This is a genomic window from Mycobacterium gastri, from assembly GCF_002102175.1.
Taxonomy (GTDB): Bacteria; Actinomycetota; Actinomycetes; order Mycobacteriales; family Mycobacteriaceae; genus Mycobacterium; species Mycobacterium gastri.
This window is the reverse complement of the sequence record NZ_LQOX01000090.1, coordinates 1-23,277: the sequence shown is the minus strand read 5'-3', so window position 1 is coordinate 23,277 and position 23,277 is coordinate 1. Positions and strand designations below refer to the sequence as shown.

Sequence of the window (23,277 nt, the reverse complement as noted above, 5' to 3'; positions counted from 1 at the left end):
AAGGGAGCGTCGACGGTGAGCGAGACCGAGCCGGGTTCGCGGGTTGGGTCGCGCTTCGGGCCTTACCAGTTGGTGCGGTTGATCGGTCGCGGCGGCATGGGCGAGGTTTACGAAGCAGAGGACACCCGCAAGCACCGGATCGTGGCGCTGAAGCTGATTTCGACGCAGTACTCCGAGAACCCGGTGTTTCGCGCGCGGATGCAACGCGAGGCCGACACCGCGGGACGGCTGACGGAACCGCACATCGTGCCGATCCACGACTACGGCGAGATCGACGGCCAGTTCTATGTGGAGATGCGGCTCATCGACGGAGTATCGCTGCGTACGTTGCTCACCCAGTACGGTCCGCTCGCCCCGGCACGGGCAGTGGCCATCGTGCGGCAGGTCGCCGCCGCCCTCGACGCGGCGCACACCAGCGGGGTTACCCACCGCGACGTCAAGCCCGAGAACATCCTCGTCGCTGCCAACGATTTCGCCTATCTGGTTGATTTCGGCATCGCACGTGCCGCCCACGACCCAGGGCTGACTCAGAGCGGCATGGCCGTAGGGACTTACAACTACATGGCCCCGGAACGATTCACCGCCGACGACATCACCTACCGCGCCGACATCTATGCGCTGGCCTGCGTTTTGGGTGAATGCCTGACGGGAGCGCCGCCCTATCGGACCGACAGCGTCGAACGATTGATCGCCGCACATCTCATGGAGCCGCCGCCACGGCCCAGCGTGCTCCGACCCGGCAGAGTTCCGCCGGCCCTGGACGAGGTGATCGCCAAGGGCATGGCGAAGAATCCCCAGGAGCGCTACATGAGCGCGGGGGACCTGGCGATCGCCGCGCACGATGCGCTCACCATGCCCGAGCAGCGCCAGGAAGCCACCATCCTGGAGCGGGGCGACAACGCGACGCTGATCGCCAATACCGGTTTCGGCGGCGCCTGGACCAACTACACCGGCGCGGGGCCTCAACCCCAGCCCCAACCCCAGCCCCAGCCGCCGGCTCCTCGCCCGCCGTACCCGGCCCAAGACGAGACCGCCGCCCGGCCGGTGCCCAGCCTTCAGGGATGGCGGTCTAAACCACACGGCTCCGACCAACGGACCCAGGCGGCCCCCGTCGTCACCGGCCCCGGTTGGACCAGCCAGCCGGGGCTCTCCCCCATCGGCCAGGTTCCCGGTCCCACTCCCGCTCCGGCGGGCATACCGTCGTTCAGCCAGCCGTCGCAATCTCAGCCCACGAGCCAGCCGCGCAACAAGCGCACGACGTGGATCGTCGCGGCCGTCGTCGCAGCCGTCATCCTGGTGGTGGCCGGCATCAGCGCGTTCGTGGCCACCAGACCGAAAGGCTCGACACCGCCGCAGAGTCAGGTGGTGCTGCCCTTCAACGGGCTCAACTTCCGCTTCTCCCCGGGCGGGGTCGCGGTCGACGACCAGGGCACCGTTTACGTCACCAACCAGACCATGTACGGCCGGGTGGTGACGTTGCCGGCGGACTCCAGCACGCCGACCGTGAAACCCTTCAACGGGCTTTACGAGCCGCAGGGCCTGGCCGTCGACGGCTCCGGCACCATTTACGTCAGTGATTTCAACAACCGGGTGGTGTCCTTGGCGGCCGGGTCGAATCGCCAAGTCGAATTGCCCTTCAGCGGACTCAACTATCCCGAGGGCATCGCAGTGGATGCCCAGGGCGGCGTGTACGTCGCCGACCGGGGCAACAACAGGGTGGTGAAATTGGCGGCCGGCTCGACCAGCCAGACGGTGCTGCCGTTCAACGGCCTGAAGAACCCCGACGGGGTGGCCGTCGACAGCGAGGGGAATGTGTACGTCACCGACACCGACAACAATCGGGTGGTAAAGCTGGAAGCCGGCACCAGCAATCAATCCGTACTGCCGTTCACCGGCCTGACCGCGCCGTGGGGTATCACCGTGGACGGTGCCGGCAACGTCTACGTCACCGAACACGACAACAACGCGGTGCTGAAGCTGCCGGCCGGGGCAACCGCTTCCACCGAGCTGCCATTCACCGGCCTGAACACCCCCTTGTCGGTTGCGGTCGACAAAAAGGGCAACGTCTACGTCGCCGACCGCGGCAACGGCAGGGTGCTGAAACTCGCCCAGGGTTCATAGGCAGGCTGGCGCGCGGGTTGCCGCTATCGAGTTACCGTGAAGCGAATCCCCGCCCGGATCAAGGCAATCGTCGACGCCCGGCTGGACACGAAGCGAATCCCCGCCGCGACCACGTTGATCACGGCCACCAGGATGATCAGCGTCAGCGCCGCACCCCACACGCGCAGGAAGCCGGCGTGTTCGGGGTTGGTGAGTTCGGTATAGATCAGCAACGGCAGCGAAGCCATGTTGCCGTTGAAGATGTCGAGGTTGATCGAGCGGCTGTAGCCGACCAGCACCAGCACCGGGGCGGTTTCGCCGATGATGCGCGCCAGCGCCAGCAGCACACCCGACACAATGCCCGGCATCGCGATCGGAACGACGATGCGCACAATCGTCTTCCATTTCGGAACGCCCAACGCATAACTGGCTTCGCGCAGCTCGTCGGGCACCAACCTGAGCATCTCCTCGGTGGAGCGCACCACCACCGGCAGCATCAACAGGACCAGCGCCAACGACACCGCGAACGCGCTCTGCTGGAATCCCAGGGTGGCGATCCACAGGCTGAAGATGAATAGCGCCGCCACGATCGAGGGGACCCCGGCAAGGACGTCGACCATGAACGTGGTCACCCGCGCCATCCGGCCGTTGCCGTATTCGACCAGGTAGATCGCGGTCATCAGGCCCAACGGCACGGCCAGCACGGCCGCCACCCCGGCCTGCACCAGGGTCCCGTACAGCGCGTGGTACACGCCCCCGGCGAACTCCTCCGGCAGCACGCCGCGCAACGAATGAGTCCACCAGTCCAGCCGGACGATGGCATACCAGCCGCGCTCGATCACCACCCACAACAACCACACCAGTGGCACCAGCGCGATGGCGAACGAGCTGAAGAACACCACGGTCGCCAGGCTGTTCTTGATCCGCCGCGCCAGGCTCAGCGGCCGGAACACCACCGCTTTGACCGGCCGGTCGAGGGCGTCGATGCTCATCCGTTGACCTTTCCGCCGGCCACGGCCCGCGCGGCGGCGTTGACCACGAAGGTCAGGACGAACAGCGCAAACCCGGCCGAGATGTAGGCGCCGGTCGGCAGCGGTTCGCTGAACTCGGACGCCGCGGAAGCGATCTTGGAGGCAAACGTGTAACCGCCGTCGAACAGCGACCAGTTTCCGGGCCGGGCCGCCGACCGCAAGATGATCAGCACCGCCACCGTTTCGCCCAGCGCACGCCCCAACCCCAGCATCGACGCGGCGATCACGCCGCTGCGGCCGAACGGCAGCACGGTCATCCGCACCACCTCCCATTTCGTCGCGCCCAATGCCTGGGCCGCTTCGATCTGGATCAGCGGCGTCTGCCGGAACACTTCCCGGGATACCGAGGTGACGATCGGCAGGATCATCACCGCCAACACGATCCCCGCGGTGAAGATGGTGCCCCCACCGGCCAGCGACACGTTTCCGTTCTTGAACAAGAACAGCCACCCCAAATTGCGGTTGAGAACATCTGCGACCGGCTCCAGCTTCGGCGCCAGCACGAAGATTCCCCACAATCCGAAAACAATCGACGGCACCGCGGCCAGCAAGTCCACTATCGCGCCGAACGGGCGCGACAACCTTCGAGGGGCATATTGGGTGAGGAAGACCGCGATCCCGACCGCAACCGGTACGGCCAGCACCAGGGCGGTCATCGAACTGAGCACCGTGACCATGAACAGGTCACGGATGCCGAACGCCAACTTCTCGTCGTCGGCCGTGTTGAATTCGGCGCTGGTGAAGAAATTCACGTGGTTGGCGCGCAACGACGGGACGGCACGAAGCAACAGGAATACCGCGATCAGCAGGATTGCGGCCACGATCGTCAAACCGGCGGCCGATGCCGCCAACTTGAACAGCCGATCCGCCCGCCGTGACGCGCGCGCGTCGACCTCAACCAGCGCAGGCTTGGCCAGCGGGTCTCGGACCACGTCGACCCCAGCTCAGGCGATGGCGTTCACCGCGGTCGACAACCTCGACTTGAACCCGTCCGGAATGGGGATATAGCCGTTGTCGGCCAGCCCATTCTGACCGGCGCCGATGGTCGACTGCAGGAACGCTTTCACCGCCGTACCAACTTGGGAATCAGGGTATTTGGAGCAGACGATTTCGTAGGTCGCCAGCACGATCGGGTAGGAACCGGGCTGCGCCGGCCGGTAGAACGACACCGTGTCCAGCACCAGGTCGTTGCCCTGTCCTTTGATCGTGGCTCCCGCGATCGTCTTTCCGACCGACTCGGCGCTGATCGCCACGGCCTCGGGACCGGCCGTGGTCACGATTTTGGCCATGTTCAGGCGCTGCGCCTGAGCGAACGACCACTCGTTGTAGGTGATCGACCCTTCGGTGCCCTTCACCGCGGCCGACGTGCCGTCGTTGCCCTTGGCGCCCTCGCCGACACCGCCGGCGAACGCCTTTCCGGCGCCCTTGCCCCACGCGCCGTTGGAGGCGGCGTCAAGGTAGCGCTGGAAGTTGTCCGTGGTGCCGGACTCGTCGCTACGGAACACCACGTGAATGGGGGTGGCGGGCAGGTTGGTGCCCGAGTTGAGGGCCTGGATCGCCGGATCGTTCCAGGTGGTGATGGTGCCGTTGAAGATCTTTGCCAGGGTGGGACCGTCCAGGTTCAGCGAACTGATGCCGGTGATGTTGTAGGTCACCGCGATCGGACCGAACACCACCGGCAGATTCCACGCCGGCGAGCCGCCGCAGCGCTGTTGCGCCGCCGCGGCTTCGTCTTTGCTCAGCGGTGAATCCGAACCACCGAAATCGGTTTGATTCCCGTTGAATTCGCTGATTCCTGCGCCCGAGCCATTGCCCGTGTAGTTGAGCGTCTGACCCGGGCAGGCCTGCTCGAATGCCTTGACAAAGCGCGTCATCGCGTTGGCCTGGGCCGTGGACCCGCTGGCCTTGAGTGTCTTCTTCCCGCCGCAGTTCACGTTGCCCGACGATTGGCCTGCCGTCGAGCCGCCGCCGCTCGCGTTGTTGTCGCTGCCGCATGCCGACAAGAGCAGAGCGCCCGAAGCCAGGATGCTCAGCGTGGCGCCAAATCCGTTGAGTTTCAATTCAATTCCTAACGGTAGACATTCGCCGGACCGTACTTAGGCGCGGCCCGCCAACCAGCCGCTTTCCTCGCAGCCACGAGGCTACCGTAACAATCGGCCGACTTGAACCAGTTCATCTGTCAGCCGCCGTCCAGACACATGGCGTTGGTGAAGCACGGGCCGACCGAGCCGATCGGGGTATCCGGATCCGTTACATCTTTGCGCCGCTGTGAGAAAGTAGAACCCGTTCCAGAAATTCCCACAGCCGAGACGGGCGAGGGTCCCCGCCGTCTCGGCCGACAACTGAAACGAGGCCGGCAGTGATCCTCGACAAGTTCCGCCTCGACGGCAAAGTCGCCGTCATCACCGGAGGTGGTCGCGGCCTGGGCGCGGCTATCGCGTTGGCGTTCGCCGAGGCCGGCGCCGACGTGGTCATCGCCTCGCGCACCCGATCCCAGCTGGACGAGGTCGCCGAAGGGGTCCGTGCCGTCGGACGGCGTGCCCACGTCGTCGCCGCCGACCTGGCCCATCCCGAGGTCACCGCACAGCTGGCCGGTCAGACGGTCGAGGCGTTCGGCAAACTGGACATCGTCGTCAACAACGTTGGCGGCACCATGCCGAACACGTTGTTGACCACCTCGACCAAGGACCTCAAGGACGCTTTCACCTTCAATGTCGCCACCGCCCACGCGTTGACCGTCGCGGCAGCGCCGTTGATGCTGGAGCACTCCGGGGGCGGCAGCATCATCAACATCACGTCGACCATGGGCCGGCTCGCCGGGCGTGGTTTCGCCGCCTACGGAACCGCGAAGGCGGCCCTGGCCCACTACACCCGGCTGGCGGCGTTGGACCTGTGTCCGCGCATCCGGGTCAATGCGATCGCACCGGGGTCGATCCTCACCTCCGCGTTGGACGTAGTGGCCGCCAACAACGAGCTGCGCGCGCCGATGGAGCGGGCCACACCGTTGCGCCGGCTCGGCGATCCCGTCGACATCGCCGCTGCCGCAGTGTATTTGGCTTCACCCGCGGGCAGCTTCCTGACCGGCAAGGTGTTGGAGGTCGACGGCGGCCTCACCGTCCCCAACCTCGACCTTCCCATCCCGGACCTCTAAAGGAGCCCGTCATGCCCATACCTGTCGTCCAGCTCGGCACCGGCAATGTCGGCATCCATTCGCTGCGAGCGCTCATCACCAACCCGGCCTACCAGCTCACCGGGGTGTGGGTGTCGTCGGATGCCAAGGCGGGTAGGGACGCGGCCGAGCTCGCCGGATTCCCGCAAGCCACCGGCGTCAAAGCCAGCACCGATCTGGATGCGGTATTGGCGACCGGACCGCAGTGCGCCGTCTACAACGCGATGGCCGACAACCGGCTGTCGGAGGCGCTGGACGACTATCGACGGGTCCTGGCGGCCGGGGTGAACGTCGTCGGCAGTGGACCGGTCTTCCTGCAGTATCCGTGGCAGGTAATCCCCGACGAGCTCGTCAAGCCACTGGAAGATGCTGCGCGCGAAGGCAATTCGAGCCTCTACGTCAGTGGCATCGACCCGGGCTTCGCCAACGACCTGCTGCCGCTGGCACTGGCCGGCACCTGCCAGAGCATCGAGCAAATCCGGTGTATGGAGATCGTCGACTACGCCACCTATGACAGTGCCGTCGTCATGTTCGACGTAATGGGATTCGGCAAGCCGATCGACGAGATTCCGATGCTGCTGCAGCCCGGTGTGCTGAGTTTGGCGTGGGGTTCGGTGGTGCGCCAACTTGCTGCCGGCCTTGGCCTTTCCGTTGACGTCGTCGAGGAGATGTACGTCCGGGAACCGGCGCCGGAGGCCTTCGACATCGCCTCGGGTCATATTCCCAAAGACAGTGCCGCCGCGCTGCGATTCGAGGTGCTGGGCCTGGTCGACGGCGCGCCCGCCGTGGTACTCGAACACGTCACCCGGTTGCGCGAAGACCTGTGCCCGGATTGGCCGCAGCCCGCACAGCCGGGCGGCTCGTATCGCATCGAGATCACCGGCGAACCCTCGTACGCCGTGGACATCTGTCTGAGCAGCCGCCACGGCGACCACAACCATGCCGGACTGGTCGCCACGGCGATGCGGCTGGTCAACGCGATCCCGGCGGTGGTGGCCGCCGAACCGGGTATCCGCACGACGCTCGACCTGCCCTTGGTCACCGGTAAGGGCCTCTACGTCGCCGGCGAGTAGTGCCCGGTGGCCCGCCGACCGGGCTTGAGCTAACGTCACTTTCCTATTCGGCGTCTATGCAAGGTTCTATTCGCGGAGCGGGATCAAAGGTCGGTGAGTTGGCGCAGGACACCCAGGCTTCGCTGAAGACCAGCTGGTATCTGCTCGGTCCGGCCTTCGTCGCGGCGATCGCCTACGTCGACCCCGGAAACGTTGCCGCCAACGTCAGCTCCGGGACCCAGTTCGGCTACCTACTGCTGTGGGTGATCGTCGCCGCCAACGTGATGGCCGGCCTGGTCCAGTATCTGTCGGCGAAGCTGGGGCTGGTGACGGGCGACTCCCTGCCCGAAGCGATCGGCAAGCGGATGGGGCGTCCGGCCCGGCTGGCCTTCTGGGCGCAGGCGGAGATCGTTGCTATGGCAACCGACGTGGCCGAGGTCATCGGTGGGGCGGTCGCGCTGCGCATCCTGTTCGACGTGCCGCTGCCCATCGGCGGGGTCATCACCGGGGCCGTCTCGATGCTGCTGTTGACGGTGCAGGACCGCCGCGGCCAGCGCTTGTTCGAACGCGTCATCACCGGTTTGCTGATGATCATCGCCGTGGGCTTCACGGCCAGTTTCTTCGTTGCCACACCACCATCCGATGCCGTCCTGGCCGGCCTGATCCCTCGGTTCCACGGAACCGAGAGCGTGCTGCTGGCCGCCGCCATCCTGGGTGCCACCGTTATGCCGCACGCGGTGTATCTGCATTCGGGTCTGGCCCGCGACCGGCACGGACATCCCGAACCGGGCCCATTCCGGCGCCGGCTGCTGCGGGTCACCCGCTGGGACGTTGGCCTGGCGATGGTGATGGCCGGCGGGGTGAACGCCGCCATGCTGCTGGTCGCCGCGCTCAACATGCGCGGTCGCGGCGATACCGCGTCGATCGAAGGCGCCTACACTGCCGTGCACGACACGTTGGGTGCGACGGTCGCGGTGCTCTTCGCGATCGGATTGCTGGCGTCGGGTCTGGCGTCGGCGTCGGTGGGCGCCTACGCCGGGGCGACGATCATGCAGGGGTTGCTGCACTGGTCTGTTCCGATGGTGGTACGCCGGCTGGTCACGTTGTGCCCCGCGGTGGCGATCCTGGCCATCGGGTTCGACCCCACCCGCACCTTGGTGCTCTCGCAGGTGGTGCTGTCGTTCGGCATACCGTTCGCGGTGCTGCCGCTGGTCCGGCTCACCAGCGACCCGGAGGTGATGGGTAGCGATACCAACCACCGCGCCACCACCGTCGTCGGCTGGGTCGTGGCCGTCATGATCAGCCTGCTGAACGCGGTGTTGATCTGCCTGACGGTGGCGGGATAACGGCGCGCCGGTTGCCTGGTACGGCAGGATGGGTGGTGTCGTCATTCCTGGGGCTCGCCGGAGGTCAGCTGTGCTAAACGGCGTCCGTGTCACGATCTCATGCTGACCATTCCGACGGTGGCCGGCTGAATGGCGACCGGTCGGCAGCCCTACTTCGCATACGGCTCCAACCTGTGCGTGCGGCAGATGGCGGCGCGCTGCCCCGACGCGAGTGATCCGCGGCCCGCGGTGCTGTTGGACCACGACTGGTTGATCAACCAGCGCGGGGTAGCCACCGTCGAGCCGTTTACCGGAGGTCAGGTGCACGGGGTGCTCTGGCAGGTCTCCGACCACGACCTGGCCGCCCTGGACGGCGCCGAGGGAGTGCCGGTCCGCTATCGGCGCTACCGGCGCAGCGTGCATACCGGGGCCGGACCAACGCCGGCCTGGGTGTACATCGACCACCGGGTAACCCCGGGCCCGCCCCGGCCCGGCTATCTACCCCGCATCATCGACGGCGCCGTCCACCATGGGCTACCGCAACGCTGGATCGACTTTCTGCACCGCTGGGACCCCGCGCGCTGGCCCGGGGCCAACCCGCAGGCCACGTCGCAGCCTGCGCCGCAATCACTTTCGGCGCTGTTACGTGAACCCGGAATACGCGAGGTCAGCAGGCTGCGGTCGCGGTTCGGGTTTCTTGCCATCCACGGCGGCGACCTGGAGAAGATCACCGACGTCATCGCCGAACGGGCCGCCGAGGCCGCCGACGCATCGGTGTACCTCGTTCGGCATCCCGGCCGGTATCCGCATCACCTGCCCTCGGCCCGGTTCGACCCCGCGGAGTCGGCGCGGCTCGCGGAGTTCCTGGACCACGTCGACGTCGCGGTCTCCCTGCACGGTTACGGCCGCATCGGTCGGGGAACACAGCTGCTGGCCGGGGGCGGCAACCGCGCGCTGGCCACCCACCTTGCCCGACACCTCGACCTGCCCGGCTACCAGGTCGTCACCGATCTGGAGGCCATTCCGCTGGAGCTGCGCGGCCTGCATCCCGGCAATCCGGTCAACCGGGTACGCGGCGGCGGAACCCAACTGGAGCTGTCGGCGCGCGTCCGAGGGCTCAGCCCGCGCAGTCCCCTGCCGGGAACCGACGGTCTGTCCCCGGTCACTGCCGCTCTGGTGGCAGGACTGGTGGCCGCGGCGCGTTCCTGGTAAGTGTCGTCGCGGCGAGTGAACGGAGGTTGTTGGTGGCCAAGCACTTTCGCTTCGGACTCAGCGTTCGCTTCATCAAATCGCGGATGGCGCTGCAAGAGAAGGTGAGGCGGGCCGAAGATCTGGGGTTCGACGTCCTTTGCGTGCCCGATCACCTCGGTGCGGCGGCACCGTTTCCGACGCTGACCGCGGCGGCCATGGTCACCACGAGGATCCGGCTGAGCATGTACGTGCTCAACGCCGCGTTCTACAAGCCGGCCCTGCTCAGCCGCGAGGTCGAGGCGCTCGACCTGCTCAGTGACCACCGCCTCGAGGTAGGCCTGGGCACCGGTTACGTCCGCGAGGAGTTCGACGCCGCCGAGCTGCCCTACCCCAGCGCCGGAGCCCGGGTGGGCCACCTCGAACACACGACGACCTATCTGAAAGAACATCACCCTGAGGTGCCGATTCTGATCGCCGGAAACGGCGACCGGGTGATGACGCTGGCCGCGCGGTACGCCGACATCATCGGACTGACCGGCGCCCGGGTTCACCACGCCGAAGACCCGCTGGCCGAACGGGTCGAGTTCGTCCGCAAGGCCGCCGGCGAGCGGTTCGACGCGCTCGAGCTGAACCTGGCGATCACGGCGGTGCCGGCCCAGGGCGAGCGCATCCCGAACTTGGCGATGACGCGCCGGTACGCGCCGGAGTTGTCCGACGAGGAGATACTGGCGCTGCACTCGGTGCTCAGCGGGTCGCCCCGGGAGATCGCCGATACGTTGTCCGGGTACCGCGATAGATACGGGGTGACGTCGTTCACCGTGCAGGACAACCACTTGGACAACTTCGCGAAGGTGATCGCGGAACTGCGCTGAGTCGCTTTCCGGTGAGCGCAGCCCCGGCGCCCATCAAGGCTGAAGCCAAAACCCGTTCGACCCAAGGGCCGCGCACCTCTGGCATGCATGGGTGCGACCGCGCCCCGATACACTGACACCGCCCCAACACCGACGGCCAGCAGCGCCCTCGCGGCCCTCGGCGCTTCGCCCTCGTAGCTCAGGGGATAGAGCACGGCTCTCCTAAAGCCGGTGTCGCAGGTTCGAATCCTGCCGGGGGCACCAGCTGACCAGCGCAGATGCGTTTCCGCACAAGTTTCGCGCAACTGACTGGCGTGGCTCCGACGAATTGGAGCCCCATGCCCATCAGCACCCATAACCCCCACGACCGCCTAACCCGTGTCCGGCGCAACCTGCTCCGGGCGACTGAGCTGGCCGAGAAGATCACCGACACCCTCGGTTTCTGTGAGCGGCTGGCGACGGTCGTCGAGGGTGACGTGCGTGCCGGGGTGACCCGATGACCACGGCCAATGCTGCCGAGATTCGGCGGCTACGCGGGGAGTTGGTGCGCCGCTTCGAGATACATCCGCCGAGCACGTGGTCATTGGGCCTGCTTACGGTCGTCGTCGCTGCCGTCGACCTTCAATTCGGCGGCCCCACGGGCGGCGGCGTCAACATCGCCCCCGGCCTGCGGGTGGTTAGGTCAGGTGAGCGATGACAGTCGACAGATACGGCGACAACGACCCCGAACTCCGCTCCCTGCGCAGGGAGCTATCGGCCCGTTTCGATGCCCGCCCGGCCAATGAGTGGCCTGTTGACCTCCTGCGCGCCCTGATCCGTGTGTTCGACCTCGCCGGTATCAAACCCGCACCCGAGCCGTTTCGGCCCTACGTCGTCAAATAGGCCGACTCAAGTGCGCGTGTAAAGAATTTCTTTACACGCTTTGGTTGTAAAGGTAAGGTTTACACGTGGAGGTAAGGGCTAGTGCCCGCAAGCACGGCATCAGCGACGACGCCATGCTCCACGCATACCGCAACGCGTTGCGCTACGTCGAACTTGAATACCACGGCGTAGTTCAACTGCTGGTGATCGGCCCCGACCAGAGCGGGCGCCTGCTAGAGCTAATCATCCCAGCAGACGAACCGCCCCGGATCATCCACGCCGACGTGCTACGCCCGAAGTTCTACGACTACCTGAGGTGATGACATGAGTGTGAAGCACAAGACCGATATCGACGAATGGCTCGACAACCTTGACGTCGACCCCGCCAAGGCCCGCGACGCCAGCCACATGCGCCGCATCATCGCCGCGAAAGAAGCCGTTGAGATGGCGGAGTCCGAGCTGCGGGCCGCGGTGGATGCCGCCCGCGCGGCCGGGGACACCTGGGCAGCAATCGGCGTCGCCCTCGGCATCACCCGTCAGGCCGCGTTCCAGCGATTTGGCCACACCACCGCAGGGGCCGCCCCCTAACCGGAGCCCGGCCCGCCGCGGGTCATAGCCTGCACAGAAGCCAACTTGCTGGTTCGCCGTGGCTGACCCTTCCGCAGCTTGTCCAAGGTCTCCGACAGCCGGTGCTGAGCCGCCGGCCACTGGCGGCATCGCCCCAGGCGAATCCAGTAGCCTCGCCAATGTCAGCGCCGATTGCACAAGTCCTTGACGGGCTGCGGAATGTAGGTAAATCCTTGACCTCGGCCAGCACAGCTGCCTCGTTAGGTCCAGGCTCGGGCGCTGGCGTCGATTCGGAGGACGCAACCGGAGGAGTCTGCCCCTGGCGAATCCGGGCAACTGGCGCCAACTTCTCGGGGTTCGACGCCTTCCGGCGCTTCCATCAAGCTCCCGCAACAATCACAGCGACTGAGGGCACGGACACGGTCACCGCCACCGTCGACGTAACGACCCCGACGACGCCCACGCTGACCACGCTGCCCACGCTGACCACGCTCCGGTCGCCGGCTTCAGCACCCCCGTTGCCGCCCGCCCCGCCCGCTGTGTAACCCGTCGCCCTCGCCCGATTGTCGCGCAGAGGCGGGCACAACGGCATACCCCGCACTGGCTGTGACTGCTGAGGCGCATGACAATAGCTGTCGATCGACATCGCATCGATGCCCTGCGCCACCACTCGTGACCGGGTACGCTGCCGCAGGCCCCCTGGTGGCGGTCGACGAGGAGGAAAAACCGGGTGAGTGTGGGTGATGGTGTGCCGCCCGACGATTTCCAGCCAACCTACCTGCGCAGGGTGGTTGCGGCGTCCATGGCCGGCACCGTCGTCGAATGGTATGAATTCTTCCTCTACGGCACCGCCGCGACGCTGGTGTTCAGCAAGGTGTTCTTCGCCCAGGGCGGCAATGACCTGGACGCCATCCTCGCCGCCTTCGTGACCTACGCAGTGGGCTTCGCCGCCCGCCCGCTGGGTGGCATCGTCTTCGGCCAATTGGGGGACCGGTTCGGACGCAAGAAGCTGTTACAGCTGAGCCTGCTGCTGGTGGGCGCCGCCACGTTCCTCATGGGCTGCCTGCCGACCTTCAGCCAGATCGGCTACTGGGCTCCCGCATTGCTGGTGACCCTGCGGTTCGTCCAGGGTTTCGCCGTCGGCGGCGAATGGGGCGGTGCGGTTCTGCTCGTCGCCGAGCACAGCCCCAATGCCAGCCGTGGCTTCTGGGCGAGCTGGCCGCAGGCCGGAGTCCCCGGCGGCAACATGCTGGCCACCGTGGTGCTGCTGGTCCTCACGTCCACATTGTCGGATGCAGCGTTCCTGAGCTGGGGCTGGCGCGTGGCGTTCTGGTTGTCAGCGGTCGTCGTCCTGATCGGCTACTACATCCGCACCAAGGTCACCGACGCACCGATCTTCCTCGAGGCGCAACGGCAAAGCGAGTGCGCCAACACCACGTCGTTCGGTCTCGTTGAGGTGTTAAAGCGTTACCCGCGTGGTGTTTTCACCGCGATGGGGATGCGCTTCGGGGAGAACGCCATTTACTACCTGGTGGTCACTTTCTCTATCACCTATCTCAAGGTGCACGTGCACGCCAACACCGTGGCCATCCTGTGGTGGCTGCTGGCCGCCCATGCCGCACACTTCGTCGTCATCCCGCTGGCCGGACATCTCAGCGACCGATTCGGCAGGCGCCCAATCTATTTCGTCGGTACCGTCACCGCCGCCACGTGGGGCTTCTTCGCTTTCCCGATGATGGACAGCGGGCGTGACGCGGTCATCTTGTCAGCCGTCGTGGTCGGATTGGTCTTCCATGGCCTCATGTATGCAACCCAGCCCGCGGCCATGGCAGAGATGTTCCCGACCCGGATGCGCTATTCCGGAGTCTCACTCGGTTATCAGGTCACCTCCATCGTGGCCGGTTCCCTGGCGCCGATCATTGCTGTCCGCTTGCTCGAAACCTACAAGTCCGCGACGCCCATTGCCTGGTACCTGGCGGCTGCCGCCTCGGTGAGCGCCGTGGCCGTCCTCGTCGCCCACGAGACAAACGGCGTTGACCTGGCCGACATCGATCGCTCCGACGCCCAGCGTCTCGTTGCCGAACGAGATCGGGTGCACCTGGACGAGCCTCGTGAGGGATCGGAGCCGGTCGCCCTCGTCGCCGACACCGAATGACTTCCGAATAGCGCAAAGCCTCCTCATCCATCCGGTATGGATCTCGGCCAAACCGGGGTTCAGCGAGCGGGCAACGAAGTACCCTGCAGCTAAGGAGTGCCTTCCTGCGCGGTTTTCGGGGCGCCTGCCCGTCTAATTCAGCTATCGGACAGGCAATCCGGCGCCTTCTGCGAGTTAGGAGAATGTGATGACGTTTGTGGTCACCCAGCCGGAGACACTATCGGCGGCGGCCGGGAATTTGCAGGAGATCGGTTCGGCAGTCAGCGCTCAAAACATCGCAGCGTCGGCCCACACGACAAGCGTGGCTCCAGCCGCTGCCGACCAGGTGTCGGCGCTGACGGCAGCGCGGTTCAGCGCACACGCGCAGCTGTACCAGGTAGTCAGCGCCCGGGCCGCAGCGATTCACCAGGCCTTCGTTGCCGCACTGGCCGCCAGTGCCCACTCATACGAGGCGACCGAGGCCGCCAATGCCATTGCGGCCGGCTAGCCCGGCTGAGACTGGCCAACAAGGGTGCTAGCGACGGACTTCGGCGCTCTTCCGCCGGAGGTGACTTCCGCGTTGTTGTACATGGGTCCAGGATCGGGACCCATGCTTACCGCCGCCACCGCGTGGGAAAGCCTTACCGCGGTGCTGAACTCCGCGGCGGTTTCCTATGCCTCGGTGGTCTCGGCGCTGACGCTCGAGTCGTGGCTGGGTCCCGCGTCGGCGTCCATGGCAGCTGCGGCCGCGCCCTATGCGGAATGGTTGATCGCCGCGGCGGAGCAGGCCCGGCAGACCGCCGCCCAAGCATCGGCAGCGGCGGCGGCATACGAGACGGCGCGGGCCACGGCGGTGCCGCCGCCGCTGATCGCGGCCAACCGCAGCCAATTGGCGTCGCTGGTCACGACGAACATCTTCGGTCAAAACACCCCGGCGATCGAGACCCTGCAGGCCGAGTATGCCGAGATGTGGGCGCAGGACGCCGCCGTCATGTACCAGTACACCGAAGCCTCCGAGACCGCGTCGACGCTGACGCCGTTCAGCCAACCGGCGCACACCGCCGACCCGACGGCAGCGGCGGCCCAGGCCGCACAGGCCGCACAGGCCACCGACGCGCCGCCGGGTCAGGTTGCGTCCATCGGTACGGACACGCTGCAAGCACTCCCGCCGACCACAGCTTTCGCCGCGCTCACGTCAGAGCTACCAGCCCCCGCCGCCAGCATCACGGTCCCCACCCCGATCGGGGAACTGGATGCACTGGCCCTCTACATCGCGGCCGTCGGGACCAGCAGCCTGTCGCTTTCGGCGGTCAACACCGCCAGACCCTGGTACTACAACTCTCGGACCGGCGATTCTCACGGCGGGTTGGGACCGACTCATGGCACAACCCTCGATTTGCAGAGCCCGGAAAGGCGGAACATAGAGGTGTTGGTGTCGTCGCCGAGCAGCAGCGCAACCGCGGGTCTGGGCCAGGCAGCCCTGGTTGGGGGGCTGTCGGTGCCGCACGGCTGGACCATGGCCGCCCCCGAAATCAAGCTGGCAGTCGAGTCGCTACCCAGCGCCGGCCTCAGCGCCGCCCCGACGGACATGGGAGGAGCTCCGGCAGGCTTGTTGAGCGGCATGGCGCTGGCGAGTTTGGCCGGACGCGGCGCCGGCGGGACGGGGCCACGTGTCCCCAACGAAGCTGCCGCGGAAGACGGGGAACCCAAGCGCAAGCCCACCGTCGTGGTGATCCAGCAGCCGCCGCCCGCCGGAGGAACACCGGGCAATCGTCCGTTCTGATTTCCCCGTAGAGAGCCCGATTGCGGCAGTCGGACCCGCGAAATATGGCGTTTACCAAGCTCAGCCTGATTTTCGATTAATGAGAACCGAGGCGGCGAAGATGTTTGTCAATCGCCGCCGATGGCAATGTCCCACAAGAGGGGGGCGTATCGGCCGGCCTTTACGCCTTCCCAGGTCCCGTCGGTTCAGCCCGAGAGCCGATGGGGCCGCCCAACTTCCGGGCGCGTTGCGCGCCTCACCGGATATCACCGAAGGCGCGCGCCAACCTGGGGTACCGTGCCGCATATGGACGGCACTGCAGGCGTGTGGATTCTCGGCGGCTACCAAAGCGATTTCGCTCGCAACCTCACCAAGGAGCGCCGTGACTTTGCCGACCTGACGGCAGAGGTCGTCGCCGCCACGCTGACCGAGGCCCGGGTCGGCGCCGCCGACATCGCCGCGACCGGCGTCGTCCACGTCGCTAACGCCTTCGGCGAGATGTTCACCGCTCAGGGCCATCTGGGCGCGATGCCGGCGACCATGTGCGACGGCCTCTGGGACACCCCGGCCTCCCGGCATGAAGCCGCGTGCGCGTCCGGCAGCGTGGCCACGCTGGCGGCGATGGCCGACCTACGCTCGGGCGCCTACGACAGCGCGCTCGTCGTCGGCCTCGAACTGGAAAAGACCGTGCCCGGTGACACCGCGGCGCAATACCTCGGCGCGGCGGCGTGGACCGGCCACGAGGGCGCCGAGGCGCGTTACCTGTGGCCGTCGATGTTCGCCGAAGTCGCCGACGAATACGACCGGCGCTACGGCCTGGACGACACCCACCTGCGGGCCATCGCCGCGCTCAACTACGCCAACGCCCGCCGCAACCCCAACGCCCAGACCCGGGGCTGGACGATTCCCGACCCGATCACCGACGACGACACCACCAACCCGATCACCGAAGGGCGGCTGCGGCGCCTGGACTGCAGCCAAATGACCGACGGCGGCGCGGGACTGGTGCTGGTCAACGACGCCTATCTGCGCGCCCATCCCGCCGCCCGCCCGATCGGCCGGATCGACGGCTGGGGACATCGCACCGTCGGGCTGGGTTTGCGCCAGAAACTCGAGCGCGCCGCTCACGACCCCTATGTGCTGCCGCACGTGCGGTCGGCCGTGCTCGACGCGTTGCGTCGTGCACAGGTGAGCCTCGACGACGTCGACGGGTTCGAGGTGCACGACTGCTTCACCCCCAGCGAGTACCTGGCCATCGACCACATCGGCCTGACCGGACCGGGCGAATCGTGGAAGGCCATCGAAAACGGGGAGATCGAGATCGGCGGGCGGCTGCCGATCAACCCCAGCGGTGGGCTGATCGGCGGTGGACACCCGGTCGGGGCCTCCGGCGTGCGGATGCTGCTAGACGCGGCCAAGCAGGTCAGCGGCACGGCCGGTGACTATCAGGTCGAGGGCGCGCGGAGATTCGGCACCCTGAACTTCGGCGGCAGCACCGCGACCACCGTCAGTTTCGTTGTCAGTAAAGGCGTTTGATGATGAATGTCGAGATCGTCGGCAAATACCTGTCCACCCTGCCCGAAGACGACGACCACCCCTACCGCACCGGACCGTGGCGGCCGCAGACCACCGAGTGGGACGCCGACGAGCTGACGGCCGTCGAGGGCGCGATCCCCCGCGACCTGGACGGCATCTACCTGCGCAACACCGAAAACCCGCTGCATCCGGCGTTCAAGACCTACCACCCGTTCGACGGCGACGGCATGGTGCACGTCGTCGGCTTCCGAGACGGAAAAGCCTTCTACCGCAACCGCTTTGTCCAGACCGAGGGCTTCCTGGCGGAAAACGAGGCGGGCGGACCGCTGTGGCCGGGACTGGCCGAGCCGGTGCAATTCGCCAAGCGGGACACCGGCTGGGGCGCTCGCACCCTGATGAAGGACGCGTCGAGCACCGACGTCATCGTGCACCGCGGCATCGCGCTCACCAGCTTCTACCAATGCGGCGACCTCTACCGGCTGGACCCCTACTCGGGCAACACCCTGGGCAAGGAGACCTGGAACGGGCACTTTCCGTTCGGCTGGGGCGTATCGGCTCATCCCAAAGTCGACAGCAAGACCGGCGAGCTGTTGTTCTTCAACTACAGCAAGCAAGACCCGTACATGCACTACGGCGTCGTCGACCTGAACAACGAGCTGACACACTACGTCGACATCCCGCTGCCCGGCCCGCGGCTGCCGCACGACATGGCGTTCACCGAAAACTACGCCATTCTCAACGACTTCCCGCTGTTCTGGGACCCCCGGCTACTCGAGCACAACGTGCACCTGCCGCGCTTCTACCCGGACATGCCGTCGCGTTTCGCGGTGATCCCGCGCCGCGGGTTTAGCGGCGACATCCGCTGGTTCGAAGCGGAACCGACGTTTGTGCTGCACTTCACCAACGCCTACGAAGACGGCGACGAGATCGTGCTCGACGGCTTCTACGAGGGCGACCCCCAGCCGCTGGACAACGGCGGGACCAAGTGGCAGAAGCTGTTTCGCTTCCTGGCCCTGGATCGCCTGCAAACCCGGCTGCACCGGTGGCGGCTCAACCTGGTCACCGGCGCGGTGAAAGAAGAACAGCTGTCGGAGTCCATCACCGAGTTCGGGACCATCAACGACGGCTACGCCGCGCGCCAGTACCGCTACGCATATGCCGCGACCGGCAAACCGGGCTGGTTCCTGTTCGACGGATTGGTCAAACACGACCTGCTCACCGGAAACCAGGAGGGCTACTCATTCGGTGAGGGCGTCTACGGGAGCGAAACCCAGATGGCGCCGCGGGTTGGTGGCACCGCCGAGGACGACGGCTACCTGGTCACGCTGACCACCGACATGAACGACGACACCTCCTACTGCCTGGTCTTCGACGCGGCCCGAGTCGGTGACGGCCCGGTATGCAAACTGCAGCTGCCCGAACGTATTTCCAGCGGCACCCATTCGACGTGGGTACCCGGCGCCGAGTTGCGGCGCTGGCGTCACGCGGAGTCGCCGGCGGGCGCTGTCGGGCTGTGATGCTCGCGAGCCTGTAATACGGCAGGAAGACTACGAGTAGCGGCCTGCGAATTTACAGGCTCGGTGAAACGGAGGAGCAGTGAACAACAACAAGCGCCGCCGGACGACCCACTGGCCCAAGGAGCTGGCATCGATCGGCTCTATCCGCTTCGCCCGTCGCTCCTCGAATTTCGAAGAGACAGTGCGCTTTTACCGTGACCTGGTCGGGCTCCCGCTCTACGAGACATTCGGCGAAAGCTACGGCAGCAACGGTGCGATCTTCGGTCTGCCCAGCTGGAATCTCACCCTCGAGATCGTCGAGGCGGTCGACGAGGTCGCGGTGGACCACCACGAACAGCTCTGTCTGTACTTCCCGGACAATTCGGCGCAGCAGGAGGCAGTGGCACGGCTCCGCAACGCTGCGGTCGAACCCGTCGAGCAGCACCCGTACTGGGAAGCGACGGGAGCAGTCACCTTCCGCGATCCGGACGGACGGGAGGTCGTGTTCGCGCCCTTCGTGTACGGAGTCAACGAGCCCGCCGACAGCTCGGCCTCAGGCGCCCACGAATTCCCGTCGAGCTGAGGCCGTCAGCGCTTGCGCGGCCTGCGTCTTTCGCCGACCAGCGGAAGAGGTGAGTCGTCGCTGTTGACCCGCAACGTGATCCGGGGCAATCGCTTACCCGGCGGTCTTCGCAGGGCGTAGTGCCACGCCGGCCCTTCCGTCAACTGCCACCCCCGCCAGCGGGCGACCAGGCACAGAACAGCACCGACGACGGTGGCAACCACCGCCCCCACGGTGGCCTGACCGTAGTGGGCGAAGAGCACCACCACACCGCTGGCGATGACCGCGCAGGTCGCGTAAAGCGTGTTACCGCCGAAGATCTGCGGCGTCCGGCGGACCGCAATATCACGCAGCGTCCCGCCTCCCACTGCCGTGATGGTGCCCATCAGCAGTGCCGCCGCCCAGCCCATGCCTATCCCGAGTGTCTTCTGCGCTCCCGCGACCGCCCACGTTCCCAGCGCGATCGCGTCGATGACTGGCAACGTCAGGTTCCACGTGCGGCCGTATACCGGCACTAGAAAGGCCACGACGCCCCCGGCGATAGCCGTCACCAGATACAGGTAGTCGGTCAGCGCGACCGGAGGCCCGTGCTGCAACAGGGTGTCCCGGATCAGCCCGCCACCCAGGCCAGACAGAATGGCCAACGCCGCAAACCCAATGGGGTCCAAACGTTCCTCGGTGGCGACAATGCCACCGAGCACCGCGTTGCCGAAGACACCGGCGAGGTCGATGACCCGGAATACCTCGCCCAGCGTCGGACTCACGGGGCATCGCTATCAACACAGTCCGCCACGAATGGTGAAGTCTATTGCAGGGTCGCGGCGGCCACCGCCCACAGGGAGCACACCACCGCGCAGGCGGCCGCGCTCGCACCCACGTACAGGCCGTACTCGGCCGACACCGGCGGGTTGACGTTGATCTGGTAGTACCAGATGGTCAGCGCCACGATGAGCAGCGAAACCAGCAGCGCGGCAACCGAAGACAGCTTGGCCGACAAACCGCGTCCCACCATCGCCCCGGCCACCACCAACGTCGACGACAGCAACACGATCAGCTGGCCCGCGCCGAACCCAGGCGGCAGTTCCAGGTTGCCGTGGGTGCCGCCGACAGCGTTTGCCCAGCCCCCGCCGCCGACCGTCGTCGTCAACCACGGCAGCCACGTGCTGACCGACACGATCACGGCGAAAAGCGCCACCAGCCAACCCGGGCGCAGCCGGCGAATCATGCATGCGAGCGTAATAGGGCGCCAATTCGCATCGAGTCACGCCACGCTTGTCGGCAGCGACGACAGGTTGAAAGCGACGCCCGTCGGGTCGGTGGCCGCGGCAAGCCGCCCGTACGGGGTGTCCTCGGCCGCCCGCAGGACCGCGCCGCCGTTGTCGGTGATCAGCTGCAGTGTCGTGTCGACGTCGTGGGCGCCGAAGAAGGTGGTCCAGTTCGACGGCACGCCGTCGGGGAGGCAACCGGCGCCGTCCATGACGCCGAGCAATTGCTCGTCACCGAAACTCGCTGTGGTGTAGCGGAATTCGTCGGTGTCAGAAATGTCTTCGGTCCGCCACCCGAGGACGTCGCGGTAGAAGTCGATGGCCGCACGGTGGTCGTGAGTGGTCAGTTGATGCCAGACGGGTGAGCCCGCTTCGCCGATCACCTCGAAGCCGCGATGCTCCAGCGGCTGCCACAAGCCGAACATCGCGCCCGTCGGATCGCTTGCCAGGCTCATGAATCCTTTGGCAGGTACCTCCATCGGATCCAGGCGGCCCGAGCCGCCCGCGGCTCTGACCTTGGCAGCAGTCGCGTTGACGTCGGCGGTGTGGAAATAGATGGTCCAGGTGTCCGGCGACAGCCATTGCGGGTTGTTGGCCATCAATCCGGCGACGGGATGGCCATCCTTGGCGGCATTGACGTATCCGCCGTACTCGGGGCCGGCGGATTCGAAAGTCCACCCGAATACCGTGCCGTAGAAGTCTCGAGCGCGGTCGAGGTCTGATGTGGTCAAGTCGATCCAGCAGGGGGCGCCCAGCGGCGCGCCGTGACGGATGGGCATGATGTCCTCCTTGCCGTGTGGTTTCACAGTTATGGACCGCGGTCGGCCTGGAAACTCATCGGCTGATAGGTCAGCTGGTCCGCGACGGGCGCCGGCGCGGGTCGACATCAGGCCTGTGCGAAAACCTCGACGAAGTTCTGCAGGGATTCGCTGATGTCGCTTCTGAGCGCGGCGGCGACGATCATGCCGATCGGCCCGAACAGGGCGGGCCCGCCGAGGTGGACATCGAAGCTCACGACGGAGCCCTCCTCTTTGGGCGCGACCTTGGCCATGAGCTTGACTTTGACACCGCCGACTCCGTCGCCGTTGAGCGTCATGCCTTCCGGCGGCTTGTAGCGCACGATCGTCCATCTGATCCGGTTGAGCATCCCCTTGACCTCGACGATCGACTCGACGACCGCGCCCCTCTCCAGCGTTTCGGGCAACTTGCTGCGCCAGACCCGGTGGATCGTCAGCCACTCGCGGTAGCGGGACAGATTCGAGGCGTGCAGCCACGCCTCCTCCGGCGGCAACGGGACATCGATGGATCCGGAGAGTTTCGCCATGGCCTCAGCTCTGCTGGTCGCCCGTGTCGACTACTTTCCTGGCCTGCTCCTGCACCTTGTGGATGGTGTCGGAGTACTTGCCCTGCGTCTTGTCGTCGACGAATTTGCCGGCTTTGTCGATCGCCGTCTCGACCTTGTCGGCGTTTTGTGACAGCAGGTCTTTCGCCTTGTCCATGATTCCCATGCGCAACCGTTCCTTCCACGGGGATCCTCAGCATCTTCTGACGAACCCTACTTGCCGGTGCCGGTGGCGCCCAAACCAGCTTCGGCCTGCGGTTACGGCACCGAGCCGCTGAGGAAGAGGCCCGAGAGCTGGCTGCCGACGTTGCCGACACCCGAGACGATGCCGGCCAGCGCGAGGCCGAGACTGCTGGTGTTGTCGATGCCGGACAACGCGCCGCCCAGGTTGGTGATGCCGGATAGGAGGCTGCCGCCGTAGTTCTCGAACCCCGAGATCTGCGAACCGACGTTCCAGAAGCCCGAGAGGGTATCGCCGGTATTGCCGAAGCCTGACGAGCCACCGGCACCGGAGTTGAAGAAGCCCGATGACGGGACGCTCGTGGAGTTTGCGAAGCCCGGAACGGGCGACACATGGAAGAGGGTGACGGCAATGGGGCCGATACCGGCGCCCAGGGCCGTGTTGAGCTGTGTGGTGTCGCTGCCCAACGTGAGGTCGAGCGGGATTTGGCCGAGATTGATTTCCGGAATCAAGATCGGGCTCAGCTCGGAGTTCAAGGGGATGGTCAAGGTAATTGGGAGACCATCGATAGGTATGTCGAAGCCGATATCGGTGTCGGGGATGTTGATGCGGATAGTGGTTCCCCCGGAATCCCCGTCGACGGTCAGCGCCAGATTCAGCGGGATGCCGGGGCTGTTTTGACCGTGCAGGGTGAAGGGTTGCACGGTGAGGCCGGTGATGTCGCCGGTGATGGGGAGTTTGAGGGTGCCGCCGCCGCCGAGGGTAAGCGGGATCTGGGGGATGGTGATGGTGTAGTCGGCGCCGATGAGGCCCTGGCCGGTGCCGCGCCAGAAGAATCCGTTGTTGCCGTCA

25 protein-coding genes, 1 tRNA gene and 1 pseudogene are annotated in these 23,277 nt (G+C 66.2%); 18 read left to right on the top strand and 9 right to left on the bottom strand.

Features of this window, described 5'->3' with window-relative positions; translation table 11 throughout:
- Positions 1-15: 15 nt before the first annotated feature.
- The gene (locus AWC07_RS09130) at positions 16-2,121 is read left to right on the top strand and encodes a serine/threonine-protein kinase PknD (RefSeq protein ID WP_036409205.1); all 2,106 of its coding nucleotides are present in this window, start codon (positions 16-18) and stop codon (positions 2,119-2,121) included.
- A gap of 58 nt (positions 2,122-2,179) precedes the next feature.
- Here the strand turns inward: AWC07_RS09130 and pstA are convergent.
- The 3 genes and pseudogenes from pstA to pstS all read right to left on the bottom strand — a co-directional run bounded on the left by pstA (position 2,180) and on the right by pstS (position 5,191).
- Positions 2,180-3,092, bottom strand: a pseudogene (gene pstA / locus AWC07_RS09125) (phosphate ABC transporter permease PstA).
- Entirely contained in the window at positions 3,089-4,063 is a 975-nt protein-coding gene (gene pstC / locus AWC07_RS09120) for a phosphate ABC transporter permease subunit PstC (RefSeq protein WP_036409203.1), read from the bottom strand. Before pstC ends, pstA begins: the two are co-directional and overlap by 4 nt.
- Positions 4,064-4,075: 12 nt before the next feature.
- Entirely contained in the window at positions 4,076-5,191 is a 1,116-nt protein-coding gene (gene pstS / locus AWC07_RS09115; protein ID WP_036409202.1) for a phosphate ABC transporter substrate-binding protein PstS, read from the bottom strand.
- 299 nt (positions 5,192-5,490) lie between these two features.
- Between pstS and AWC07_RS09110 the strand changes: the two genes are divergently transcribed.
- The 17 genes from AWC07_RS09110 to AWC07_RS09030 all read left to right on the top strand — a co-directional run bounded on the left by AWC07_RS09110 (position 5,491) and on the right by AWC07_RS09030 (position 19,658).
- Positions 5,491-6,282, top strand: coding sequence for an SDR family oxidoreductase (locus AWC07_RS09110; RefSeq protein WP_036409199.1), 792 nt, complete (start codon positions 5,491-5,493; stop codon positions 6,280-6,282).
- Positions 6,283-6,293: 11 nt separating this feature from the next.
- Complete coding sequence (locus tag AWC07_RS09105; protein WP_036409196.1) at positions 6,294-7,373, top strand: NAD(P)H-dependent amine dehydrogenase family protein; 1,080 nt, start codon at positions 6,294-6,296, stop codon at positions 7,371-7,373.
- A gap of 56 nt (positions 7,374-7,429) precedes the next feature.
- The gene (locus AWC07_RS09100; protein WP_139829612.1) at positions 7,430-8,698 is read left to right on the top strand and encodes an Nramp family divalent metal transporter; all 1,269 of its coding nucleotides are present in this window, start codon (positions 7,430-7,432) and stop codon (positions 8,696-8,698) included.
- 129 nt (positions 8,699-8,827) lie between these two features.
- Positions 8,828-9,889, top strand: a complete 1,062-nt coding sequence (locus AWC07_RS09095; RefSeq protein ID WP_036409193.1) for a poly-gamma-glutamate hydrolase family protein — start codon at positions 8,828-8,830, stop codon at positions 9,887-9,889.
- A 26-nt stretch (positions 9,890-9,915) separates the two neighbouring features.
- On the top strand, positions 9,916-10,740 hold the full coding sequence (locus AWC07_RS09090) for an LLM class F420-dependent oxidoreductase (protein ID WP_084293279.1): 825 nt from the start codon (positions 9,916-9,918) through the stop codon (positions 10,738-10,740).
- Positions 10,741-10,907: 167 nt separating this feature from the next.
- Positions 10,908-10,983: transfer RNA gene (locus AWC07_RS09085), tRNA-Arg, on the top strand.
- Between the two features lie 74 nt (positions 10,984-11,057).
- The gene (locus AWC07_RS27505; protein ID WP_167380041.1) at positions 11,058-11,219 is read left to right on the top strand and encodes a hypothetical protein; all 162 of its coding nucleotides are present in this window, start codon (positions 11,058-11,060) and stop codon (positions 11,217-11,219) included.
- Positions 11,216-11,416, top strand: coding sequence for a hypothetical protein (locus tag AWC07_RS09080; protein ID WP_036409187.1), 201 nt, complete (start codon positions 11,216-11,218; stop codon positions 11,414-11,416). Before AWC07_RS27505 ends, AWC07_RS09080 begins: the two co-directional genes overlap by 4 nt.
- On the top strand, positions 11,413-11,601 hold the full coding sequence (locus tag AWC07_RS09075; RefSeq protein ID WP_036409185.1) for a hypothetical protein: 189 nt from the start codon (positions 11,413-11,415) through the stop codon (positions 11,599-11,601). The genes AWC07_RS09080 and AWC07_RS09075 overlap by 4 nt, the downstream gene beginning before the upstream one ends.
- Before the next feature lie 65 nt (positions 11,602-11,666).
- Positions 11,667-11,900 carry a hypothetical protein gene (locus tag AWC07_RS09070; protein ID WP_036409183.1) on the top strand — a complete coding sequence of 78 codons (234 nt, stop codon included), beginning with the start codon at positions 11,667-11,669 and terminating at the stop codon, positions 11,898-11,900.
- Positions 11,901-11,910: 10 nt separating this feature from the next.
- On the top strand, positions 11,911-12,168 hold the full coding sequence (locus AWC07_RS09065) for a hypothetical protein (protein ID WP_036409234.1): 258 nt from the start codon (positions 11,911-11,913) through the stop codon (positions 12,166-12,168).
- A 709-nt stretch (positions 12,169-12,877) separates the two neighbouring features.
- Positions 12,878-14,302 carry an MFS transporter gene (locus tag AWC07_RS09055; protein ID WP_279628864.1) on the top strand — a complete coding sequence of 475 codons (1,425 nt, stop codon included), beginning with the start codon at positions 12,878-12,880 and terminating at the stop codon, positions 14,300-14,302.
- Positions 14,303-14,489: 187 nt separating this feature from the next.
- Positions 14,490-14,789 carry a PE family protein gene (locus AWC07_RS09050; RefSeq protein WP_036409176.1) on the top strand — a complete coding sequence of 100 codons (300 nt, stop codon included), beginning with the start codon at positions 14,490-14,492 and terminating at the stop codon, positions 14,787-14,789.
- Between the two features lie 24 nt (positions 14,790-14,813).
- Complete coding sequence (locus AWC07_RS09045; RefSeq protein WP_084293277.1) at positions 14,814-16,064, top strand: PPE family protein; 1,251 nt, start codon at positions 14,814-14,816, stop codon at positions 16,062-16,064.
- A 285-nt stretch (positions 16,065-16,349) separates the two neighbouring features.
- Positions 16,350-17,579: an acetyl-CoA acetyltransferase gene (locus AWC07_RS09040; protein ID WP_036409173.1), complete on the top strand. Its 1,230-nt coding sequence runs from the start codon at positions 16,350-16,352 to the stop codon at positions 17,577-17,579.
- Between the two features lie 2 nt (positions 17,580-17,581).
- The gene (locus AWC07_RS09035) at positions 17,582-19,096 is read left to right on the top strand and encodes a carotenoid oxygenase family protein (RefSeq protein WP_036409171.1); all 1,515 of its coding nucleotides are present in this window, start codon (positions 17,582-17,584) and stop codon (positions 19,094-19,096) included.
- Positions 19,097-19,175: 79 nt separating this feature from the next.
- Positions 19,176-19,658 (top strand): VOC family protein, encoded by a 483-nt coding sequence (locus AWC07_RS09030; RefSeq protein WP_036409169.1) that lies wholly within the window; start codon positions 19,176-19,178, stop codon positions 19,656-19,658.
- 5 nt (positions 19,659-19,663) lie between these two features.
- Here the strand turns inward: AWC07_RS09030 and AWC07_RS09025 are convergent, their stop codons facing one another.
- From AWC07_RS09025 to AWC07_RS09000, 6 genes are all read right to left on the bottom strand, one after another.
- Positions 19,664-20,401, bottom strand: coding sequence for a trimeric intracellular cation channel family protein (locus AWC07_RS09025; protein WP_084293275.1), 738 nt, complete (start codon positions 20,399-20,401; stop codon positions 19,664-19,666).
- Positions 20,402-20,442: 41 nt separating this feature from the next.
- On the bottom strand, positions 20,443-20,862 hold the full coding sequence (locus AWC07_RS09020) for a hypothetical protein (protein ID WP_036409166.1): 420 nt from the start codon (positions 20,860-20,862) through the stop codon (positions 20,443-20,445).
- A gap of 36 nt (positions 20,863-20,898) precedes the next feature.
- Positions 20,899-21,681, bottom strand: coding sequence for a VOC family protein (locus AWC07_RS09015; RefSeq protein ID WP_036409225.1), 783 nt, complete (start codon positions 21,679-21,681; stop codon positions 20,899-20,901).
- 107 nt (positions 21,682-21,788) lie between these two features.
- Positions 21,789-22,226 carry a type II toxin-antitoxin system Rv0910 family toxin gene (locus AWC07_RS09010; protein ID WP_036409163.1) on the bottom strand — a complete coding sequence of 146 codons (438 nt, stop codon included), beginning with the start codon at positions 22,224-22,226 and terminating at the stop codon, positions 21,789-21,791.
- Positions 22,227-22,230: 4 nt separating this feature from the next.
- Positions 22,231-22,410 carry an antitoxin gene (locus AWC07_RS09005; protein ID WP_036409222.1) on the bottom strand — a complete coding sequence of 60 codons (180 nt, stop codon included), beginning with the start codon at positions 22,408-22,410 and terminating at the stop codon, positions 22,231-22,233.
- Between the two features lie 92 nt (positions 22,411-22,502).
- Positions 22,503-23,277 (bottom strand): hypothetical protein (locus tag AWC07_RS09000; RefSeq protein ID WP_244187535.1); only part of this gene is annotated, 775 nt, incomplete at its 5' end.